Origin of the sequence: Clostridium beijerinckii, from assembly GCF_008705175.1 — a bacterium.
Taxonomy (GTDB): Bacteria; Bacillota; Clostridia; order Clostridiales; family Clostridiaceae; genus Clostridium; species Clostridium beijerinckii.
Window position 1 is genome coordinate 4,553,055 of the sequence record NZ_CP043998.1, and the last position, 20,631, is coordinate 4,573,685.

The window sequence follows — 20,631 nt, forward strand, 5'->3', positions numbered from 1 at the left end:
CAAAACATGTTCTTTATTTGCATTATTATATTTATATAACAGTTTTTATAGATTCAGCAATGTTTTCTGCTAATTTTTGCTGACTCACTGGGTCCGAGCACCTTTTCGCCTCTTCCTCGTTAGTTATAAATCCTGCTTCCACAATTATTGATGGCATATTTGTGCTTTTTATGAATAGTCTGCTATCCTTTGCACCTCTATCATTAAAATTAAAATTCTTAACAATGTTTTTATCAATAACTGTTGCTACGTTCTTACTTATCGTTAACTTGTTAGGAGATACCCCACCTTTAAAACTTTGACTTTGCTCTGCCGAACTATAATAAACTTCTACCCCTTTTGCATCTGGAGCATCCTTTACAGCATTATGGTGTATACTTACAAATAAACTTGCATTTGCTGTATTGGCAATTGTAATTCTATCTTTAAGACTCTGATTGGTCCCTATCGTTTGTACTTCCTTAGGATATCTAGTCATTACAACATTATATCCTCTTTTCTCTAATTCCGTTTTTAACTTAGATGCAACCTGCATATTTAAATCTACTTCTTTATACGTTATGCCTTTAATTGTAGATGCAGCTCCTAGATCACCACCGTAGTTATGACCTGGATCAACCACTATTGTCTTTTTCTTTTTATCAAGGTTAGCTATAGCGGTCATTGCCTGGTTGCTTAAAGTGCTTTGTGTTAATGTTGATGCTTGTACACGTATTGCTGGAGCCAAACTTGACACTATTGCAAAACCAAGTACGAAAGTAACTAATTTCACCTTAAAATTATCCAACTTTCTCATCCCCCCTCTATAGTAAATATTACCAGAATAGTTTACATAATTAAAGAAGAATTTGAAAATTTTAACTTTAATGCATTAGAAAGAAGACTAATGCATTCATATAGCTTATTGTTCAAAAGAACCAACAGTTGGTGTAAACTCTTCTAAATCAAGCTTTTTTTGATAATAATTTGTTCCCCATACACCCACTAGAATCATCACTGATCCTATTACATGGTATAATTGGAAGTTTTCATGTAATACGAGCACACCAGCTCCGATAGATACTATAGTTGATATATTAGCAAATACGGCTGATCTAGATGCTTCCATTTTAGAAAGCGTATAATTAGCCAAAAAATATGCTACAACTGAAGATAATATTCCAAGATATAATATAGATACTATAAAATTTATGCTTCTTAATGGTAGAAAATATTCTGATAAATTTCCATTTATTACGTGATTAGTAATTGAAACGATATTAAAAAATATAGCTCCGACAAGCATCATAAAGTATGTTACTTCAATCGCTGTAAATTGTTGTGATATTTTTCTTGCTATTATATTAAATAATGCAGCTGAAAACACGGCTCCTCCTAGAAGGATAATTCCTAATAGAGTGCTCCCTCCTGCATCGTTAGAGTTTTCCATAAGAATTATAAGTACTACACCTGATACAGAAAGTATTATACTTATAACTTGCTTTACAGATGGTTTTTCTTTTAATAGATATACAGCTAAAACTGTTACAACTATAGGTATAAGAGCAATCATAAGTCCACCTAAAGACGAAGATGTTTTCTTAATTCCATAAGTTTCAAAGATAAAGTAAACTATGGGCTCTATAACAGCCAAAATAACAAGCCATTTCATAGGCTTATTTTTATAATTTACCTTTATTACTTTTAAAAATATTAAAATTGTCATTATTAGCAAAGCTGCTAAGAATCTAAACGAAAGCAATTCCATAGGTGTAGCTACACTTAATGCTTGTTTCGAAAACAAGAAGCTTAATCCAAAAATAAAATTAGTTATTATAGCAGTAAAGTATGGAATTATATGTGATTTATTTTTCATATTTATGTCATTTCCTTCCTTGTACATAGATCTTAAAATATGGACTTAAGAGGTCAAGAACTCAAAAGTTATTATAGATCCCTTAAAAATATATAAATTTCCAAGTAAGTATACTATAAAAAAATACCATCTACAACAATTTATATAGATATATCTAAAAGCACTTTCTTGTTTTTAATATTAGATAAAATGGTATTTTAATAATTTAATGTAAAACTTTAAAGTAAAATATAAATTAATACAATTTTTATGAATAATTCTAGTAATTTTGAAAAAAATATAATAATGAGTATGAATTTTATAGGAGTGAAATGTATATGAAGGTTGGAATTCCCAATGGATTATTAAATTACAAATATTCTGCTTTCCTTGAGAAGTTCTTTTCTGAACTTGGTGCAGATATTGTTAGATCACCAGATACAAACAAAACAATATTAGATGAAGGTGTAAAGAATTGTGTAAATGAAGCATGTTTGCCTATTAAAATTTTTCACGGTCATGTAAATGCAATAAAAGATAACTGTGATTTAATGGTTATCCCTAGAATTATGCAATTAAGTGAACATGAATTTATCTGTCCAAAATTTTGCGGCTTACCTGAAATGATCATAAATAGCATTCCCAATATGCCAAAAGTTACTATGGTTCCTATTTATGCAACGTCAAAAGAAAAATTATATAAATGGATAGTTTCAACTGGAAGCCTAATAACAACAAACAAAAAAAGAATTCGGGATGCTTATGATAAAGCTTTAATAGCACAAGATGAATATGAAATAGGAATTAAAAGCGATGGATATAAATTAAATATAGCTCTAATTGGCCATCCTTACAATATTTATGATAAATTTGTGAATATGAATTTAGTGAAAAAATTAAATAAATTAGGTGTTGGTATTATAACGGAAGAATTTATAGACGAAGCCTCTATTGCTGACAAAACAACTGAATTATTTAAAAGACCTTTCTGGACATTTGCAAAAAATGCTTATGGGGCATCTACATACTTAGCAGAAAATAAAAAAATTAACGGTATAGTATACATATCTTCGTTTGCTTGTGGTATTGATTCTGTTGTTATAGATCTTATAAAACAAAAAGTGAAAGATTTTCCTTTCTTAGTATTAAAAGTTGATGAACATACTGGAGAATCTGGATTTGACACAAGAATAGAAGCCTTTGTCGACATGTTAGAAAGGAAGTAATGTTATGAAAATTATGACGCCTCATTTAGGAAATACATATCTGGTTACTAAAGCAGTGTTTGATACTCTTGGTATAGACTATATAATTCCGGAATTCAACAGTAAAAAATCATTAGAAATAGGATCTATGTATTCTCCAGATGATATGTGCCTCCCATTTAAACTTATGATGGGAAATTACATACAGGGAATCGAACAAGGCGCAGATACAATAATAATTACTGGAAGCTGCGGACCTTGCAGATATGGAGAATATTGCGAACTCCAAATAAACACTCTAAAAAAATTAGGACATAATTTAAATTTTATTGTATTAGATAAACCGTCAGAAATAGGCCCAAAAGAATTTCTAAATAGGATATCTTCCATCTCATCTAGCAGCGATAAAAATATGCCGCAAAAGCTAAATGCATTACGCATAGGATTTAAAGTTTTAAATCTAATAGATAAAATAGAGGCAAAAGCACATTACTTAGCAGGGTATGAAAAAAATAAAAATGAATGTAAAAAACTCTTAAGCAATTGTAAAATTGATGCCGAAAATAGTAATAGTCCTAATGATATGATAAAAATACTAAACAAATATGATAAAAGACTAGATTCCCTAGAGGTATGTAGTGATAGGAATCCAATAAAAGTAGCAATAATAGGAGAAATCTATACAATAATAGAGCCATTTTCGAACCTTTTTATTGAGGATAAACTTATGGAATATGGAGTTTCAACCCAAAGAAAACTTACGCCAAGTTGGTGGGCTAAAAACTCTATTATGTCAGTTGTTGGAATGAATTCTTTAGACATACGAAAAGCTTCTAAAGAATATCTTCCATTATATATTGGAGGACACGCACGAGAATGCATTGGAGAAGCAGTAATGGCGGCACATGATGGCTTTGATGGTGCCATACAAATATTCCCTATGGGATGTATGCCAGAAATTGTTTGCAAAGCTGTGCTTCCTTCCATATCTAAAGATAAGAATTTCCCTATTTTAACTCTTGTAGTTGACGAAATGACGGGTGAAACAGGATATATTACAAGAATAGAAGCATTCCTAGATCTATTGGAAAGGAGAAAGCAAAAATGTATTATTTAGGTGTTGATGTTGGCTCAGTAAGTACTGACATTGTTCTTTTAGATAATAATCTGAATGTCGTAGATAAACTATATTTAAGAACAAAAGGAAAGCCAATAAATGCGATCCAACAGGGGTTTAAAATCTTGAAAGAGAAATATGATGATGAACAAATTAAAGCTGTTGGTACTACAGGTAGTGGAAGACAAATCGCATCCTCTATCCTTGGAGCAGATGCAGTAAAAAATGAGATAACAGCTCACGCATGTGCTGCACTTGCTATAGATAACGATGTTAAGACAATTTTAGAAATAGGGGGACAGGATTCAAAAATAATAATATTAAAAGATGGAGTTGCTATAGACTTTGCGATGAACAATGTCTGTGCAGCTGGAACTGGATCATTCCTTGATAGGCAAGCTGAAAGATTAGGAATTCCAATAGAAGAGTTCGGAGATTATGCTTTAAAATCAACAACTCCACTAAGAATAGCTGGAAGATGTGCAGTTTTTGCCGAGTCTGATATGATACACAAACAACAGCTTGGTTATAATGAGCCTGATATTATAAACGGGTTATGCGAAGCCCTTGTTAGAAATTATCTCAATGATATTGGGAAAGGAAAAGAAATATGCCCTAAAATATTCTTTCAAGGTGGTGTAGCAGCTAACAAGGGTATGAAGGCATCTTTTGAAAAAGCTTTAGGATGTGAAGTATACATTCCTGAACATTATAATGTTATGGGCGCCATAGGTGCCGCAATTATTGCTAAAGAAACTGTTGACAAGACCGGCGCTACTAACTTTAGAGGCTTTGATATTGCTGATTCTAGTTTTATATCCACTAGCTTTGAATGTGAAGGCTGCTCTAATAGGTGCGAAGTTGTACGAATAGAAGATGATAGTATAATAATAGGATGCTTTGGAGATCGCTGTGGAAAATGGACCAATACCATTAATGAAAATATTACTAAAGGTGCTTAATCATAAAAATATAATTGTTTCTTACATAATTAAGGATAAAAAATACAGACTAAGCGATTGATTTTAATTACTTAGTCTGTATTGCTATATAATATTAATCTCTTTTATATTTTTTTCTTATATAAAAATAAACCGGAAGACCTATTAAAGTTATTCCTATTCCATATATTGCACTTAATGAATCTGTTATAAAAGTACTTATTAATATGTACAACCCACCAACTATTCCGATCAATGGAACAATTGGATATAAAGGAACTTTGTATGAAGTTTTTAATTCTTTATGTTTACGTCTCAATATAAAAATCCCACATACGCACATAACAAAAAATATCCACATTACAAACACAGCCAAGTTTGTAAGTTTGTCAAAAGATCCACTTAATACATATAAACTTGCTAGTAATACTTCAAAAGCAAATGTATTTATAGGAGTCTCAAATTTTTCATTGATTTTCCCAAAAAATTTAGGAAAAGGGAAAAGATTATCCTGAGCCATAGCAAAAGGTATTCTAACCCCTGTCATTAGATATCCATTTAACGCTCCAAAAATAGAAATCATTATGCCTACTGCGATTAAGGCAGCTCCCATATTTCCAAACAATATTACCGCTGCATCTGAAGCTGGCTTGGAAGAAAGTATTACATCGTTAACTGGCATTATATTTATTATTGCTACATTAATTAATATATACACTATTATTATTGCTATTAATCCCATTATTATTGACTTTGGGAGATCTTTTTCTGGATTTTTAAGCTCCCCAGCCATATTTCCTACGCTAATCCATCCGTCGTAAGCCCATAGAGTCCCCAGTATTGCAGCTCCGAATCCTGCTGCTCCTGATGTATTTGAAGCAAATACAGTTGTCGAGAAATCATGAGCTGTACCATTTATTAATCCAAATATAACAATAAAAATTATTGGAACAAGCTTACCAATTGTAGAAATTACTTGAACCTTCCCACCAAGTCTTGATGATAGAACATTTAAAGCCATTACAAAAAATAGAATGCATATAGCGAATATTTTCTGCATCATTGGTGTTAGATCTGGAATAAAATACGTTGCTTGAGTAACAAAAACTATTGATAATGCAGCTGCCACCCCTGGCACATAGATTAAAGTCTGCATCCAACCAAATAAAAATGCCCATTTTTCACTATATAATTCCTTAATATAAACAAAAACTCCACCTGTCTTAGGAATTGCTACTGCAATTTCAGCAACGGTTAAAGCTGAAGCTATAGTTATACATCCACCAATCAGCCAAGCCATTATTCCCAGAGTTGGGGTACCTGCATTTTTAAATACTGATGACGCCTTAAAGAAAATTCCTGACCCTATAACTACACCTATAACTATAGTAATAGCTTCAATAAGTCCTATTTCTTTTTTTAAACCTTTAGGAATAACAGTTTCCTTATTCTTTTGCGTTGATTCATTCATGCTAGTCATCTCCTGACTCAATTTTAAATTTTATATATATAATATTAAATAAAACACTTTTTCTATTGTATAATTCGTAATGAATTTCGTCAACAAAAACCATAATTATATTATTTTGCAAAAATATAGGCCTCATCATTTTCAAGTATAACTTTTAAATTATCTTTTTCATTTCCAAGTGAGTCGAAATCTTCTTTTTTAATAAACAATAATGTTTTATCTTCATTATCTTTCAAAAATCCTTCTATACCACCTTCTAGCGGAGTCAAATCTGCATAAAGCTCACTATCCAGCCAATAGCTTTGCTCAAAATGATTTACATATATTTTTTCTCCATAATATTCTGGCAAGTTTCCGATTTCCTTAATAAGCTCTTGACTCAAGTCCTCTTTTGGATTTAAAATTCTAGTTACTATAACTTCTTCACTTTTATATATCGATAATATAATCATAGCAACCAATACTATTTGTGTAGCAAAATTTCTATTACGCTCTTTTAATATAAAACCTGATGCATATCCTATCCATATTGCTGCGGCAGGATATATCGGTAAAACATACCATGAAATTTTCGTTTTTGAAATAGTATATAATATAAACGGAATAATCATCGACAGCCATATTATTAAATTACAATTTATTAGTTTCCTATCCGTAATATATCTATGGGCTATAGTTAAATATGCCATGCTAACACCTACAAATACAAGATTCCAGTAAAAATATGACCATTGCAAATGTTCAATATAGTAACACTTTCCTCCAATATGTCCTTCTAAAGGTCTTGATGTTCTTGCCATCAAATCAAATTCTATCATAGTCTTAAAAAAAGCTATTCCGTCATTGGAATATCTCAAGATTGCCCATATAAGAATCGGAAAAGATGCACTTAATACTAATGCCAGAATTTGCTTTAATGTTAATTTAAATAAATTTTTACTAAATATTAAATATAATATTCCTATAAAAAAGATATTACCTGCATGAAAACTTTTACTTAAAAAAGCTGCTGAAAATGATAATCCAAATACATATAGCCATTTAGTACTCCTTTCCATTAAAATTAAAGACATTACTGATATTGTAAAAAATAAAACGTATATGGCATCTGCATCTCCGGTTCTTGCACAATGCTCTGTAATAAATGGTATTGTTGTTGTTAAAACAATTGTCGCAATCAGAGATGTCAATCTCCCATATATATTGAAACTAAAAATTGCTACAAGTACTATAGTTATTATTGCTGCAAATGCAGAAAATACTCTTAGTCCTAAAGCATTAAATCCTGCAATTTTATATCCCATAGCTATTGCCCAAAAGCTTATTGGTGGTTTCAAATTCCAATAATCATTTTTATAAGCATATGTATTTACTATATAATTGCTATTTTTTATCATCTCATAAGCGCTAACACCATGTCGTGCCTCATCCCAGCTATATATAGGAATGACACCTAAATTGTAAAATATATTAAAGGATGCAATTAACAATATAACTATTAATATAATGTAGTAACATTTTTCAACAAGCCCTATAATATTATCAATTAACTTTGTTCTAAACATGCTCATACTTTGCTCTCCCTGTAATATACTTAATATTTTAATTTCATAAAATCATTTACTATATTAACCTTAGCTTGAAAAATATATACATTCTTAAAAATGTGAATCAGCCTTTTCCATAACTTGCACCCACAAGGAACACAATGTCCACAGATTTCATTACAATATGAATTCATATAGAATAAAAAAGTAACTTTCAGTCTAGAACCAAAAGTTACTTTTATAATCAACTATTACACTATTACTACTAAAATTAAATTTTTCCCTTTAATTAATATTTATCAACCACAGTACCTAAGACAGCATGTTCTATAATAGGATTGTTCTCGATTGCCTTTAGTTCTTTTGGACTTCCAACCACTACAGCTCCAATTATTCTAATATCACTCTCATCGATATTTTTTATATACTGAGTATGCCCTATATCCTTTAACTGTTTAATCGCTGCCTTAAAGTTCTGCATTCTACCATCTGTATCACTTCTAAACTCTCCTGCTCCATCAATAGATTTTATCCCAATAACATCGAATGCTGGATTATTAACTTCAATTGTTTGCTTACAATCTTCTATATTCCTCTTGTTTTATTTGATTAGTTTTTAAATCGTAGTTAATTTGATTAAGCAATTTTTCTTTATCTTCTGGTAAACTTCCTCTTAGAGAAACATAATTTGATGCGTGATTGCATCTAAATGTAACTGATTCATTGACATTAATATGTTGTATTAATATCCCTATCTCATTTAATATTTCTCTATCACTTAGAAGTTTAAATTCTTTCTTTAATATTTTATTATACAAATCCGTTTCTTCTTCAACCATAAGAGTTAATACGCCTAAATAATTTGGAGCCATATCGCTTATTAATTTGCCTGTTTTGATTGCATGAATATCGCTCTTTTCAATGCCACCAACTCCAGCTATAACTGTTACTGATAGTAAGATATCAGCATTTTTAACTATTCTAGCAGCATCAATTATCTCGTTACTACTCACTCCTTTATTTATATCGTTTAAAACCTCATCGCTTCCACTTTCAACGCCCATATATATCATATATAAACCTAAATCTTTAAGTTCTTTCAACTCTTGATGAGTTTTACCTAATATTGATTTTGGTGACCCATAAAGCGTTACTCTCCTGCATTCAGAAAATGTATTTCTTATAAGCGTTAATATTTCTTTTAATTTTTCCGTTGGAATGATTAAAGCATCACCATCTGCCAAAAATATTTTTTCTACATAAGAATACATTTCTCTAAAGTAATTTACGTCTGCTTTAATATCTTCCAAAGATTTTATTGTAAATTTTTTAGATTTATACATATTACAAAAATTACATTTATTATGAGAACACCCTAAAGTTACTTGTATTATAAGACTATTACTTTCACTTGGAGGCCTATATAGTGGATAATCGTACATTATCAAACCATCTCCCCTGTTATTCTTTAATTAATATAGTATTTTTTAAGTTCTAACACTATCTACATATATATTTCTACTTCATTAAATTCTTTATAAGCATTTATTCTTAAATTAGTGATATTCTAATATATATTTATCCGAAGTATATTTACTTGCATTTCATATGATAGCATCAAACTCATAAATATAACCTTCTATAGATTTTACTACAGAAGGTTATATTTATGAAGTGCGTTTTCTAATATTAATATTTATATAACATAACTATACTCTGAGAACCAGATCCAATAGTCCAGAAAATTACATAGTCCCCTCTTTTAACTTTACCTTCCTTTATCGATTCATACAATGCTATGAAAGGGCTAGTAGTTCCAGTATATCCATATTTATTTCCTATATAGATACTCTTATCTTCTCCTATATCTAAAAGTTGTATTATATTTTTTATATTTATAAACGCAAACTGAGAAAAGCAAAACATCTTAATATCTTCATTTTCTAAGCCATTTTTCTTCAGCATCTTTTTAGCAATCTCTGCTGCGGGATAAACACATGCCCCACCATCAAATGGCAACCATTTCAAATAAAGTTCGCTTACATCTTTTGATTTGAAAAAATTAGAGAATCCTTCACTTGGATACATAATGTTATGACTTTCCTCTGTGTTTATATAATATTCTGCATCAACTATCCCACACTCTTCTTCAACTTTTTCTAAAATTATTGCACATGCAGCATGTCCATAATTTCCATAGCAAAGCTCATTATTTGGGTCAGCTAATGAATCAACATCATCACAACCAATAATTAATGCTCTTTTAGCTCGCTTCGACGATTCTAAATAATTTGACATATTTTCTAATGCAACAGTCATGCCAGCACAATTAGCATTCATATCAAAACACATTACATTTCTTCCTGCATTTAATTCCTTATGTATTAAAATAGATGTTGCTGGTGCTACATATTCCGATAATATAGATGAATAAACTAGTACATCTATATCACTACCTGTCAAGTTAGCCTTATCTAATACTGATTTTGCTACTTTTACTGCTAGAGATAAAGTTGTCTCCTGTTCATTAAACATAAATCGTTTATCTCTACCCATTATATCTACTAATAAATGTTCTACATCTTTATCTTGTTTTTCAAAATGTTTTAAATAAATATCATTTGAAACAACTTCTGATGCATGACAAACATCAATACAACTTAGTCTTATTCCCATAATAATCTCCTAGCTAATGTAATTCAATTTAATATTATAAATTATGTATCATTTTAAATTATTTCAATTACCAATCCAGTGTTCCTACTTATTCTTGATAATTGCATCTTTAAAGTAATATTGCTACCAACATTTGCTATAACCTTTACAAACTTGCAAGCCTTGTACATTTGAAAACATCCTTCTAACATTGGTAACATCTCTTGTCTTGAAACGTTTAACTCTCTTGCGTCAAAATTCAATACATATTCTGAAGTTTGTATAGGAGATAGTTCTTTTCTAAAATCTTCAACAAAACTATTGGCATCGTTTGGTTCAAACATTCCCCATATCCTTATATTAATCTCCTTTTTTGCTTTGTCCAAAGACAGTTGATACTTTTTCATTTACTACACCTAACCTTTCTTTATTTAAATTGTTACCATATACACATATTTCAATGATTTTGTATCAAAATAAAAAGGTACCTATTAATTATTAATAGGCACCAAAAATAAACAAATGACTAATGTTTATATAACTACATTTTGGCAACCTGGCAATCATTGAAAATGAATTTCTTTAGACCCATAGCTTTGCGGCCCTACCTTTCGGCAAGTGTGCTATTATCAATGCATATGATATGCATAATTTTACACTTATTTTTGATAAATTTCAATATTTATACCAATATTTTTACCATTAATGGCATTAAAACTAATTTTAGTAAGTTATATTTATAATTTCTACTTATTTTGAAAAGATTCCTTGAATTCTTTCTTAATAACTAGGAAATCTTCTAAATCATTCAAAAACTGAAATAATAACGCTCTATTTTCAAATTCGTTTCGATTTTTAGGCAAATCCATTTTTTCATAATCTTTCCTAAGCAAATTTAGTTTATCTATAAGCTCTACACAATCATTATCTTCCTTAAGATTCATTGCAACTTCATTTGTAAATTCTGATAATATTCTAGTTTGATCATAAGTCATATAAAATCTCGAGAAATGCCTCTTCATTCTTTTCATTGTATCTAGCTGTATTATTCTCATCTCTATATAACTCAAATAATAATCATTTTTTTTAAATAAATGGTTATTATTTATTATCTGCGCCATAAATTTAGACTTATTAATTAATTCCTCAACGCTCACTGATATTTGCTTTTCATAAATTGGTACAGCTTGAGTAACAAGGCTTACTGCCATATCTGATAATATAGCTCTATAATAATCTTCTATTCTTTCTTTGTTTTTTTCAAATTGTTCTTCCAATGATGCGGTATATAAATTAAACATCATTGCTACTCCAATTCCTATTACAGTTAATTGTGCTTCGTTTATAATCCATGAAATATTTATATTTGTGCTTGTAAGTAAATGTGTTGATAATACAGATCCAACTACCATTCCTTCCTCTATTTTTAAAATTATTGTTGTTTGTATAAATATAATTAAAAATAATCCGAATATGATTGGGTTATTTCCAAGTAATAAATATAGCATAAACGACAAAAGAATGGCTAATGCAGAAGCAATTATTCTTCTCCCTGCAACTAATAAAGATTCTTTTTTTGTATCTTGAATACTTAGGATTGCAATAATTCCTGAAGTCACTCCAAATTGTAAACCAACATAATTTGATATAATAATTGCTATTGTAGCTGATAATGCCATTTTAAGAGTTTTAGATTGTAAATATTTTATCATTTTTACTTTCTCCTACCATGCTTAGATTCTTATTCATTATATAATCTTCACTTTTGCATGTAGCTTGCCTTTCATATGTATCTTAACTAAATAACGCTTTTTGCACACGTGTTCCAGATTTATAATGAAATATATACCTCCTTCATTGAGATTATAAGAGGCATATATTTCATTACCTAGAAACTCTTTTCAACTTTTTATTTTCATACATTTTATAATCAGCTTTCCTTAACAGCTCCTCTAAATTATCTGCTTCACTCAGCTTATAGCTAGTTGATGCAAAACTTATTTCTAGTTTATATGTTTTACCATCTGAATCTTCTATTATTTTTAATCTTTATTGATTATCCGAGAATAGCTCATTTCATTATTTATATTATATTGCACTATTATTTGACTTAGTGATAATGCCAAAATAATTATGCACAATGCTAACATATATCTTTTTCTTATCGTTTTTATAACTTTGGTATATCCAACTGAATTCTTTTCCATTGCTTTCTCCTAAGCTACTAATACTAAATAGTTTGTTTTTAAACAAATCATCCTACTTATTAACTATATATAATTTAATGATTATTTTTTACTATATATTGTCTACATTATCTTATTTCCAACTTCAATATTTTATTTAAATATTCTCCATTTTAACAAGAAAATTATAACATATTCTTTCATTAAAATATCGAATTTTTAAACTTAATACAAATAAATGTATTAATATATATAATTATTAACATTAAATACAACATCACATTATTTTTCGTCCTATAAGTACTCAAATTATTTTTAAGTGAACTTATCATGTAATATTTTCAAATAGAAATTATATATTATGCTTTCGAATAGTCATTTAGAGATTATTTATAAAATTTTTTATATATGTTAAACTAATTTTATAAAAATTTAAGGGGGGGATTAAATTGTTGAAGATATACGAACAAATTTCATGTGATATAAAACAAAAAATAATACTTGATCAAATGCCTCAAGGTGCTAAACTACCATCAATTACATCCCTCTGCAAAGAATACAAATGCAGTAAAGGAACTGTGATTAAAGCCTACGATAACCTATGCAATGAACATATAGTTTACTCTTCACCTCAGAGTGGATTTTACGTTGCTGATAACCTTGTACGATTTAATACAAATCAAACTAATATTTATGACCTATCGACTGGTAACTCTTTAGTTAGCAATATCCCACTAAAGGACATTCAGCATTGTCTAAACTCAGCCTTAGAGCTCCATGGCAACATGTCTCTAAATATGGATTTAGAAGGACTTCCTTCTCTACGTGAACTGTTAACTGATTTACTTATGAAGGATGATATATATTCTAAAAGCAAAAATTTAATTCTATCTCAAGGTATTCTACAAGTATTAACTCTTTTTTCAAAGATGGAATTTCCAAACGGCAATGATACTATACTTATCGAGGATCCATCTTATACTTATTATATAAACTTTTTAAAGTATGAGAATATGAAAGTTAAAACTATAAAAAGAGATGAGAATGGAATTAATTTATATAAACTTGAAAAAATATTTAAAACCCAAAATATTAAATTCTTTTATACGATTCCTAGAAATCATAACCCTTTAGGCACTTATTATTCATTAAATCAAAGAAAAGCAATAATGAAGCTTGCCCATACTTACAATGTATATATTATCGAAGATGATTATTTTTCAGATTTAAGCACCTTGTCAAGATATTCACCTCTTTACTATTACTCGGATTTTAGGAATTGTATATACCTTAGAAGCTTTTCAAAGACAATACCTTATATAAGAATTGGTGTAGCTATAATTCCTGATGATTTAATTAATGGCTTTAGGGAATGGATGAGATACTCATATTATTTTTCATATTACATGCCCTCATTGGTGTCTCAAGCAACACTTGAATCATATATAAAAAGCTCTATATATAATAAGCATGTAACTATTCTTTCTAACAATTTAAAGGACACTTTAAAATTATTTAGGAAAATAACTTCTACTTGGGACTCAAATTTAGTTAAGATACTTGGCGGAAGTTCTGGTTATTATTCTACTATAAGATTAGCTCCTCATATCAGCTGTAATAAATTATTAGACAACTTAAAAAGCAAAAATATCTTTCTAGCCCATAATTCAGCATCATACTATAATACAGAGAATTTTGACAATAGTCTAAGACTTAGTATCGCTAGAATTAATTCTGCTGATTTGAAATTAGCATTAAATATTATTTATGATGAAATATTAAAATTATCACAAATACAATAATAAAAGATCTAAGGGTTATATTCTCTCCCTTAAATCTTTTATTATATTAAGCAAATTGTGGTAAATAATCTTTATGTGCCTCTAGTAATTCATCCAATAATATTTTTGCCATTTTCTCTGATGGAATTAATGGATTAATAGTTAATGCAAGAAGTGCTTTATGATAATCCCCTTCAACTGCTGCTTCAACCACTAGACGTTCAAATGATTTTATTGTTTGAACCAATCCATTTACACTTACTGGTAATTTCCCCATAGCAATAGGTTTAGGTCCATCCTTGGTTATAATACATGAAATTTCGACTGCTGAGTCATTCTCTATTCCTTCAATAGCCCCATTGTTTTTAGTATTAACTGGTTGAATATCTCCCTTGTTGTTATAAATAGAGTTAATTAATCTGCAAGCTGCATCTGAATAATATGCTCCACCTCTTTTTTCTAATTGCGGTGGCTTAATATCTAAATTTTCATCTTTGTATAGTTCAAATAAATCATTTTCTAATCTCTTAACTACTTCTGCTCTAGTTTCTCCCTTAGAAAATTCTTTTAACTCTTCTTCAAGCATATCTGCTGTTTGAAAGTAATACCTATGATAAGGGCATGGCATCATTCTAAGAGCTTTAATAAATTCTGGATTCCACTCTAAATCTTGAATATTTTTTACAATTGACCCCAGTTTACCTTCTGCTAGTGAGTCTACTACTTTATCAGTAATTTTTTCACCATCTAAATAAATTTCTCTACCAAATACCATATGATTCAATCCCATGAAATCCATAGTAATTCTGTTATGATCTACTTCAAGCATGTCCGCTACTGCTTTTTCCATACCAATTGGAACATTACATAATCCAATAACTTTTTTATTTTTTCCATACCTAAGAAGAGCCTCTGTTACCATTCCTGCAGGATTTGTAAAATTTATAAGCCATGCATTTGGACATAGCTCTGACATATCTTTATCTATATCTAAAATCACAGGTATTGTTCTTAATGCTTTAAACATACCTCCTGCACCATTTGTTTCTTGTCCTATTACGCCATGGCTTAATGGTATTCTTTCATCCTGAATCCTAGCATCTAACAGACCAACTCTTAATTGTGTAGTTACAAAATCCGCATCCTTTAATGCTTCTCTTCTGTCTAAAGTCAAATGAATTTCCATAGGCACGCCAGCTTTTTTAACCATTCTTTTAGCTAATTTCCCTACAATATCTAATTTTTCTTTTCCGCTTTCAATATCAACTAGCCATAATTCCCTTACCGGAAGTTCATTATACCTTTTTATAAATCCTTCCACTAATTCTGGAGTATAGCTCGATCCCCCACCAATTGTTACTATTTTAATTCCTTTTTCCATCAGATATCCTCCTATATATTATAATAGGTTGTTGAATAAACAGAATTTGTAAAAAATAAATAAGTCATCCCTTTGTGATATAATAATTTCGCGAAAAACCCAAATATATCACATAAGGAATGACTCAAATATGATTATATCATCAAATATTAAAAGTGAAAATGACCATTATAAAATTTTTGAAGCTGTTAAAATTGCATTTGCTAAATTAAATTCGAATATTAAAAGTACTAAAGGGCGACCACGTAAGTATTCAGATGAACAAATAGTTGCATGTATATTATATGGCGTTAAAAGTAGTATTTTCAGTTTAAGAGAGCTTGAATATCGTATAAAGCAAGACTATGTGTTTCAGTCTATAATTCAACTCAATCAAGTACCAGATTATTCTACATTCTCATTAAGAACTAAAATTTTAGAGAAACATATATATTATGGTATTTATGCTATGCTTGTTGAACTTATCAATCCTGAAACTAGACTGTGTGCAATAGATGGAACTGCTTTAAGAAGTTCAAAATACGATAGCGAAGCTAAATCCGGTAAGGGTACCCGCCTTGGATATTATAAAGGTTATAAATTACACTGTATTGCAGCAGTTAGTGATATTATAATTCCTCTAGTTTTTTATTTAACAACAGCTAATGTTTATGATAATCAAGTCTCAGATTTACTATATGAAGCTAAAATTTATAATCCATTTTTAATACTTGCAGATGCAGCATATGATTCATTAGAATGGTTTGAAATTGCTTCTAGCTTAGAATTTAATTTGTTAACTGATATAAATATGCGTAAGGCTAAAAGTATTGAGTCATTTACTGATAAACGATATGAAAATGCTTTGTTTATTCAATCTCCTATTGGATCAAAATTATATAAAAACAGATTGAAAATAGAGCAATTATTCTCTGTATTAAAGGGATTATATAACTTAGAAAACCCAAGGCTTTATGGGCAAGCCCGATACGAACGTCATATAAAATGGGTCTTATTAGCGTACTTAATAGATGAATTTAACAAAAAGCAGCAAGGAATAAAAACTAGAAAATATCCTTGGAATATATAATTTCTAAGAATATTTTCTTAAATAACCATTTGTAAAAATTAGTTATTCAACAACCTATATAAAATATAAGCATAATCATTTTTAAATTTTGATTTAATAATTTAAGCATTTGTTCATATTTGGTATACTTATTTTTTATTCTTTAAGCAATTTATTTAGATACTCTTATAAGAAATTTCCTCTTCTATTCTTTATATAAAAATTGTATTTTCTCTTATTTTCATAAAATTCTAACAGATCTGTTTTCTATATCGTAACTCAATATAATCTTCTATTCAATAATATAAAAACACAACTGTACTAGTACAGTTGTGTTTTTATTAAATATAGAGCACCGTAATTGTAAAATACTATTTATCAATATTCTAACAATATCTTTACGAAAAGCCCTAACTACTATTTCCTAGTAATTGGCACCTTTAAATGTTTTGCTTTATATATAACAATAATTTTTAGTTATATATCTTTAAAATTTATTAATTCGATGTTTTTTTCATTAATAAACTGTATTACTTCTTTATTAGTTAATGTTTCTAATTCCTTTACTCTTGGATATGCATATGAACTACTACTAATAATCTTAGAATCAAGATATCCTGGGTGGCACATAATTTCTAAAGAATCTACATTAATATTATCTTCCAAAAGGTTTATTAACATTTGAGGTTCAATCATAGAAAGATTATAGAAACTATCAACAAACTTAGTTGTTGTTTTAATGCTTTCATACTTTTCTTCTCCAATCGCCTTAATATGTCTAATTGGTATATTATGCTCCTTTGCTAACTCAGCAACTACCTCAAAAACACTCTCAATAGAATGTACATGATGATGTGTATCTATATGTGTTGGAACTATCCCAAAAGATAAAAACTTTTCAAATTGGTTTCTAAATTCTATTCTTATATCTTCAATACACGCTGACTCAACCATCTTATCATATTTTAAAAAATTCCCTTCATTATCAACTAAGGTTTTCACGTTCTTTGATAAAGGTCTGCCTGCGGTAAGAACCAGGTGAATTCCTACACCTAATTTAGAATTTTCTTTTGCCAAATTAACCGCATGTTCCGTTGTCTCCATATTACACATTAATGTGGTAGATGTTACTATTCCATTTTTGAATCCTTCAATTATACCTAAATTAATTGCTTTTGAAATACCAAAATCATCTGCATTCATTATTAATCTCATATATTTCTCTACTCCTTATATTTAATGTTTTATTCTAACAGAAATATCTTTATAATAACATAATAATCCACATTATTTTTATCAGCAATAGTTCCAAATAATAATCATATTATACGTAGCTCTTATTTTTAGTCAGCATATATTTCGTGATATAAACCTGGGACATAGATCACTGCCTATATATGCCTAAACTAGTATTACAATATAATATTCAAGGATTCAGTAATTATTTTACTTTTTTTCTCTTCATTAATCGTGTCAAGATATTCCTTAAGCTTTTCATGCCACTCCTTCTCACTTTCAGTTCCATAATCCGCATCCATAACTGAATCGCTTGGAATATTCTTAAGTAACAATGATATTTCAAAATCATCTAAGGCCTTAAATATCTCAATGAATTCATAATCAAATATACAATCAGAGCCAAGAACATCTACTAAATCCCTAAGACTGTGAATTTCCTCCCTTATAATTTGTATCTTATTCTCAACTTTATCACAATCTCTGATTTCTTCAGTTATATCCTTAAATCTGCTGTTCTCTAGACTTTCTCCATCTTCATATCTAATTAAATTTTCATTTGCATTTTTAAATGTAATAAATGTATTTTCCAATTTATTAATTTCAATATTCTTCTTAATATTTGGCATAATCTTGTAAATGGTTTTATTTATATAATTAATAAAATTTATATCATTTATAGTAAACTCCTTGAAAATATCTTCAACTATCCTAGATATTACTTCATTAAATTCCGCTTCTTTCAGTTCTCCTAATTTATTTTTAAGATAACGTCTTTCAATATCTGTTATATCTAGAGTTATACCTCCTTTCCCTAATAGCATACATCCTAAATAATTAGTCAGAACCAATTCAAAGATATTTATTAATATATGATCTGAATTTTTATCAAAACTTTTAAGCAAATTTTCAATTTCATAGCTATCAAAGTGGGAACAAAATTGATTTTCAAAGTCTATTTTTTTTAAATATTCGTTTATATATTCTATTCCTACTAACTCCATCTCATCTATAGCTAATGGATAATCTATAGATCCCTGAGTTTCATGAGCCGCAAACCTACTATCATATTCTATAAAAAATAATGGAATCCCGTAATCTATAGTATCTATATACGCATAATTACTTGTTTTTAATTTACTTTTTTGCACGTTCTTTAATAGTTCTTTACTTTCTTCTATTTTAATCTTTAAAACTTTTTCCCCTTCAGAAAACAAATATTTCATTGCATTTTCTTTTATTAACGTAATCTTTTCCTTTATTGATGTTTTGCCTTTTAGAACGCTACCTATAGTATAATAAATTGATAACATTATTTGCTCTGCAACTTCAACTCTTACCGAATAGCTTTCAGCTTTTGTATAATAATTTGCAGTTTCTCTTAAAATATCTAATATTTGAACTTGAATATTTTCTAGTTCTTTATTATTTAATATATCATTTGAATGAAGTACTTGTAGTAACGATTGAAAATAATGTTCCTTACTTAATAAATTTTCAATGGTATCATTTCTGTCAATAATATAATTATCCACTATAGCTCTTCATCTCCATCCACATTTAAATAATCAGAAACCCCATATTTAATATTATGAGCTATAGTATCCAAATACTTATATCTAAGTAGCTCTAAAGATCCTTGGCATTCATTATCGAAATAGCCTTTCATTAAATTAATTAATTCAATGTCACCTATTTCTTCCATAGTTTCATTTTTATAATAATAAAATGTTTCTATTAGCTCCTCTATAGTTTCAATATAATTATATTGAGAAATATATGGCGAATCGCAAAAGGTTGATATTATTTGTTTTATTATACCTCCACCAAATTCAACTCTGCCATTCTTACTTAAAGCTTCGCTTCTTATCTCAACTATCTCTTTAACATTTTCTTCACTCAGCTTTAATCCATATTCCACTGTTTCCTCATTACACTGCAAAATCTCTTCAAAAGTTTGTTTACTTATTATAGAATCAGAAATAGACATAAGATAATTTTTCATAAATAACACCATCCAAACTTTTTTATTTTTAAGTATTGACTTCTCTTTTTAAATATGTTATGATTATTATATATAGATAATCTAAATATATTTCTAATAATTAATTCTATCATCGGCTATATGGAAAGTCAATGGTATTTTTTTATGCCCATTTTGTATAAATAGCAACTTTTATAAATTAATATAAAATCCCCAATAATTAAAAAGACTGTTAAATATCAAAA

General features: G+C 28.9%; 19 protein-coding genes and 1 riboswitch. Of the genes, 5 read left to right on the forward strand and 14 right to left on the reverse strand.

Annotation, left to right across the window (positions count from 1 at the left end; genetic code table 11):
* Nucleotides 1-31: 31 nt before the first annotated feature.
* A complete protein-coding gene (locus F3K33_RS20585; RefSeq protein WP_039772040.1) occupies nt 32-796 on the reverse strand; it encodes an N-acetylmuramoyl-L-alanine amidase in 765 nt (254 codons plus the stop codon).
* 105 nt (nt 797-901) lie between these two features.
* Entirely contained in the window at nt 902-1,855 is a 954-nt protein-coding gene (locus F3K33_RS20590) for a DMT family transporter (RefSeq protein WP_039772041.1), read from the reverse strand.
* Nucleotides 1,856-2,172: 317 nt separating this feature from the next.
* Here F3K33_RS20590 and F3K33_RS20595 point away from each other — a divergent pair, with 317 nt between their 5' ends.
* Genes F3K33_RS20595 through F3K33_RS20605 form a run of 3 tightly spaced genes read left to right on the forward strand, consistent with a single transcriptional unit; the run spans nt 2,173 to nt 5,118 of the window.
* On the forward strand, nt 2,173-3,060 hold the full coding sequence (locus F3K33_RS20595; protein WP_023973046.1) for an acyl-CoA dehydratase activase-related protein: 888 nt from the start codon (nt 2,173-2,175) through the stop codon (nt 3,058-3,060).
* A 4-nt stretch (nt 3,061-3,064) separates the two neighbouring features.
* Entirely contained in the window at nt 3,065-4,156 is a 1,092-nt protein-coding gene (locus F3K33_RS20600; protein WP_023973047.1) for an acyl-CoA dehydratase activase-related protein, read from the forward strand.
* The gene (locus F3K33_RS20605; protein WP_012060184.1) at nt 4,144-5,118 is read left to right on the forward strand and encodes an acyl-CoA dehydratase activase; all 975 of its coding nucleotides are present in this window, start codon (nt 4,144-4,146) and stop codon (nt 5,116-5,118) included. Before F3K33_RS20600 ends, F3K33_RS20605 begins: the two co-directional genes overlap by 13 nt.
* Nucleotides 5,119-5,212: 94 nt before the next feature.
* Here the strand turns inward: F3K33_RS20605 and F3K33_RS20610 are convergent, their stop codons facing one another.
* The 8 genes from F3K33_RS20610 to F3K33_RS26510 all read right to left on the reverse strand — a co-directional run bounded on the left by F3K33_RS20610 (nt 5,213) and on the right by F3K33_RS26510 (nt 12,977).
* Nucleotides 5,213-6,568: an APC family permease gene (locus F3K33_RS20610; RefSeq protein ID WP_012060185.1), complete on the reverse strand. Its 1,356-nt coding sequence runs from the start codon at nt 6,566-6,568 to the stop codon at nt 5,213-5,215.
* 110 nt (nt 6,569-6,678) lie between these two features.
* Nucleotides 6,679-8,139: an ArnT family glycosyltransferase gene (locus F3K33_RS20615; protein WP_039772043.1), complete on the reverse strand. Its 1,461-nt coding sequence runs from the start codon at nt 8,137-8,139 to the stop codon at nt 6,679-6,681.
* Between the two features lie 265 nt (nt 8,140-8,404).
* Complete coding sequence (locus tag F3K33_RS20620) at nt 8,405-8,596, reverse strand: anti sigma factor C-terminal domain-containing protein (RefSeq protein WP_039772045.1); 192 nt, start codon at nt 8,594-8,596, stop codon at nt 8,405-8,407.
* Nucleotides 8,597-8,690: 94 nt separating this feature from the next.
* Nucleotides 8,691-9,557, reverse strand: a complete 867-nt coding sequence (locus tag F3K33_RS20625) for a radical SAM protein (protein WP_039772047.1) — start codon at nt 9,555-9,557, stop codon at nt 8,691-8,693.
* A 247-nt stretch (nt 9,558-9,804) separates the two neighbouring features.
* Nucleotides 9,805-10,791 (reverse strand): 3-oxoacyl-[acyl-carrier-protein] synthase III C-terminal domain-containing protein, encoded by a 987-nt coding sequence (locus F3K33_RS20630; protein WP_039772050.1) that lies wholly within the window; start codon nt 10,789-10,791, stop codon nt 9,805-9,807.
* Between the two features lie 53 nt (nt 10,792-10,844).
* Nucleotides 10,845-11,177 (reverse strand): hypothetical protein, encoded by a 333-nt coding sequence (locus F3K33_RS20635; RefSeq protein ID WP_012060190.1) that lies wholly within the window; start codon nt 11,175-11,177, stop codon nt 10,845-10,847.
* A 140-nt stretch (nt 11,178-11,317) separates the two neighbouring features.
* A riboswitch (cyclic di-GMP riboswitch) is annotated at nt 11,318-11,405 on the reverse strand.
* A 111-nt stretch (nt 11,406-11,516) separates the two neighbouring features.
* Entirely contained in the window at nt 11,517-12,482 is a 966-nt protein-coding gene (locus tag F3K33_RS20640) for an aromatic acid exporter family protein (RefSeq protein ID WP_012060191.1), read from the reverse strand.
* Between the two features lie 330 nt (nt 12,483-12,812).
* Entirely contained in the window at nt 12,813-12,977 is a 165-nt protein-coding gene (locus tag F3K33_RS26510; protein ID WP_167514427.1) for a hypothetical protein, read from the reverse strand.
* Between the two features lie 431 nt (nt 12,978-13,408).
* Between F3K33_RS26510 and F3K33_RS20645 the strand changes: the two genes are divergently transcribed.
* Nucleotides 13,409-14,758 carry an aminotransferase-like domain-containing protein gene (locus F3K33_RS20645; protein ID WP_243141346.1) on the forward strand — a complete coding sequence of 450 codons (1,350 nt, stop codon included), beginning with the start codon at nt 13,409-13,411 and terminating at the stop codon, nt 14,756-14,758.
* A gap of 46 nt (nt 14,759-14,804) precedes the next feature.
* Here the strand turns inward: F3K33_RS20645 and F3K33_RS20650 are convergent, their stop codons facing one another.
* Nucleotides 14,805-16,118, reverse strand: a complete 1,314-nt coding sequence (locus tag F3K33_RS20650) for a 6-phospho-beta-glucosidase (protein ID WP_039772054.1) — start codon at nt 16,116-16,118, stop codon at nt 14,805-14,807.
* A gap of 130 nt (nt 16,119-16,248) precedes the next feature.
* Between F3K33_RS20650 and F3K33_RS20655 the strand changes: the two genes are divergently transcribed.
* Nucleotides 16,249-17,187 carry a transposase gene (locus F3K33_RS20655; protein ID WP_054249135.1) on the forward strand — a complete coding sequence of 313 codons (939 nt, stop codon included), beginning with the start codon at nt 16,249-16,251 and terminating at the stop codon, nt 17,185-17,187.
* 456 nt (nt 17,188-17,643) lie between these two features.
* Here F3K33_RS20655 and chbG read toward each other — a convergent pair whose 3' ends face one another.
* From chbG to F3K33_RS20670, 3 genes are all read right to left on the reverse strand, one after another.
* On the reverse strand, nt 17,644-18,381 hold the full coding sequence (gene chbG / locus F3K33_RS20660; RefSeq protein WP_039771799.1) for a chitin disaccharide deacetylase: 738 nt from the start codon (nt 18,379-18,381) through the stop codon (nt 17,644-17,646).
* Between the two features lie 197 nt (nt 18,382-18,578).
* Nucleotides 18,579-19,937: a DUF6179 domain-containing protein gene (locus F3K33_RS20665; RefSeq protein WP_039771801.1), complete on the reverse strand. Its 1,359-nt coding sequence runs from the start codon at nt 19,935-19,937 to the stop codon at nt 18,579-18,581.
* Nucleotides 19,937-20,407, reverse strand: a complete 471-nt coding sequence (locus F3K33_RS20670) for a DUF6323 family protein (RefSeq protein WP_012060196.1) — start codon at nt 20,405-20,407, stop codon at nt 19,937-19,939. Before F3K33_RS20670 ends, F3K33_RS20665 begins: the two co-directional genes overlap by 1 nt.
* Nucleotides 20,408-20,631 lie beyond the last annotated feature (224 nt).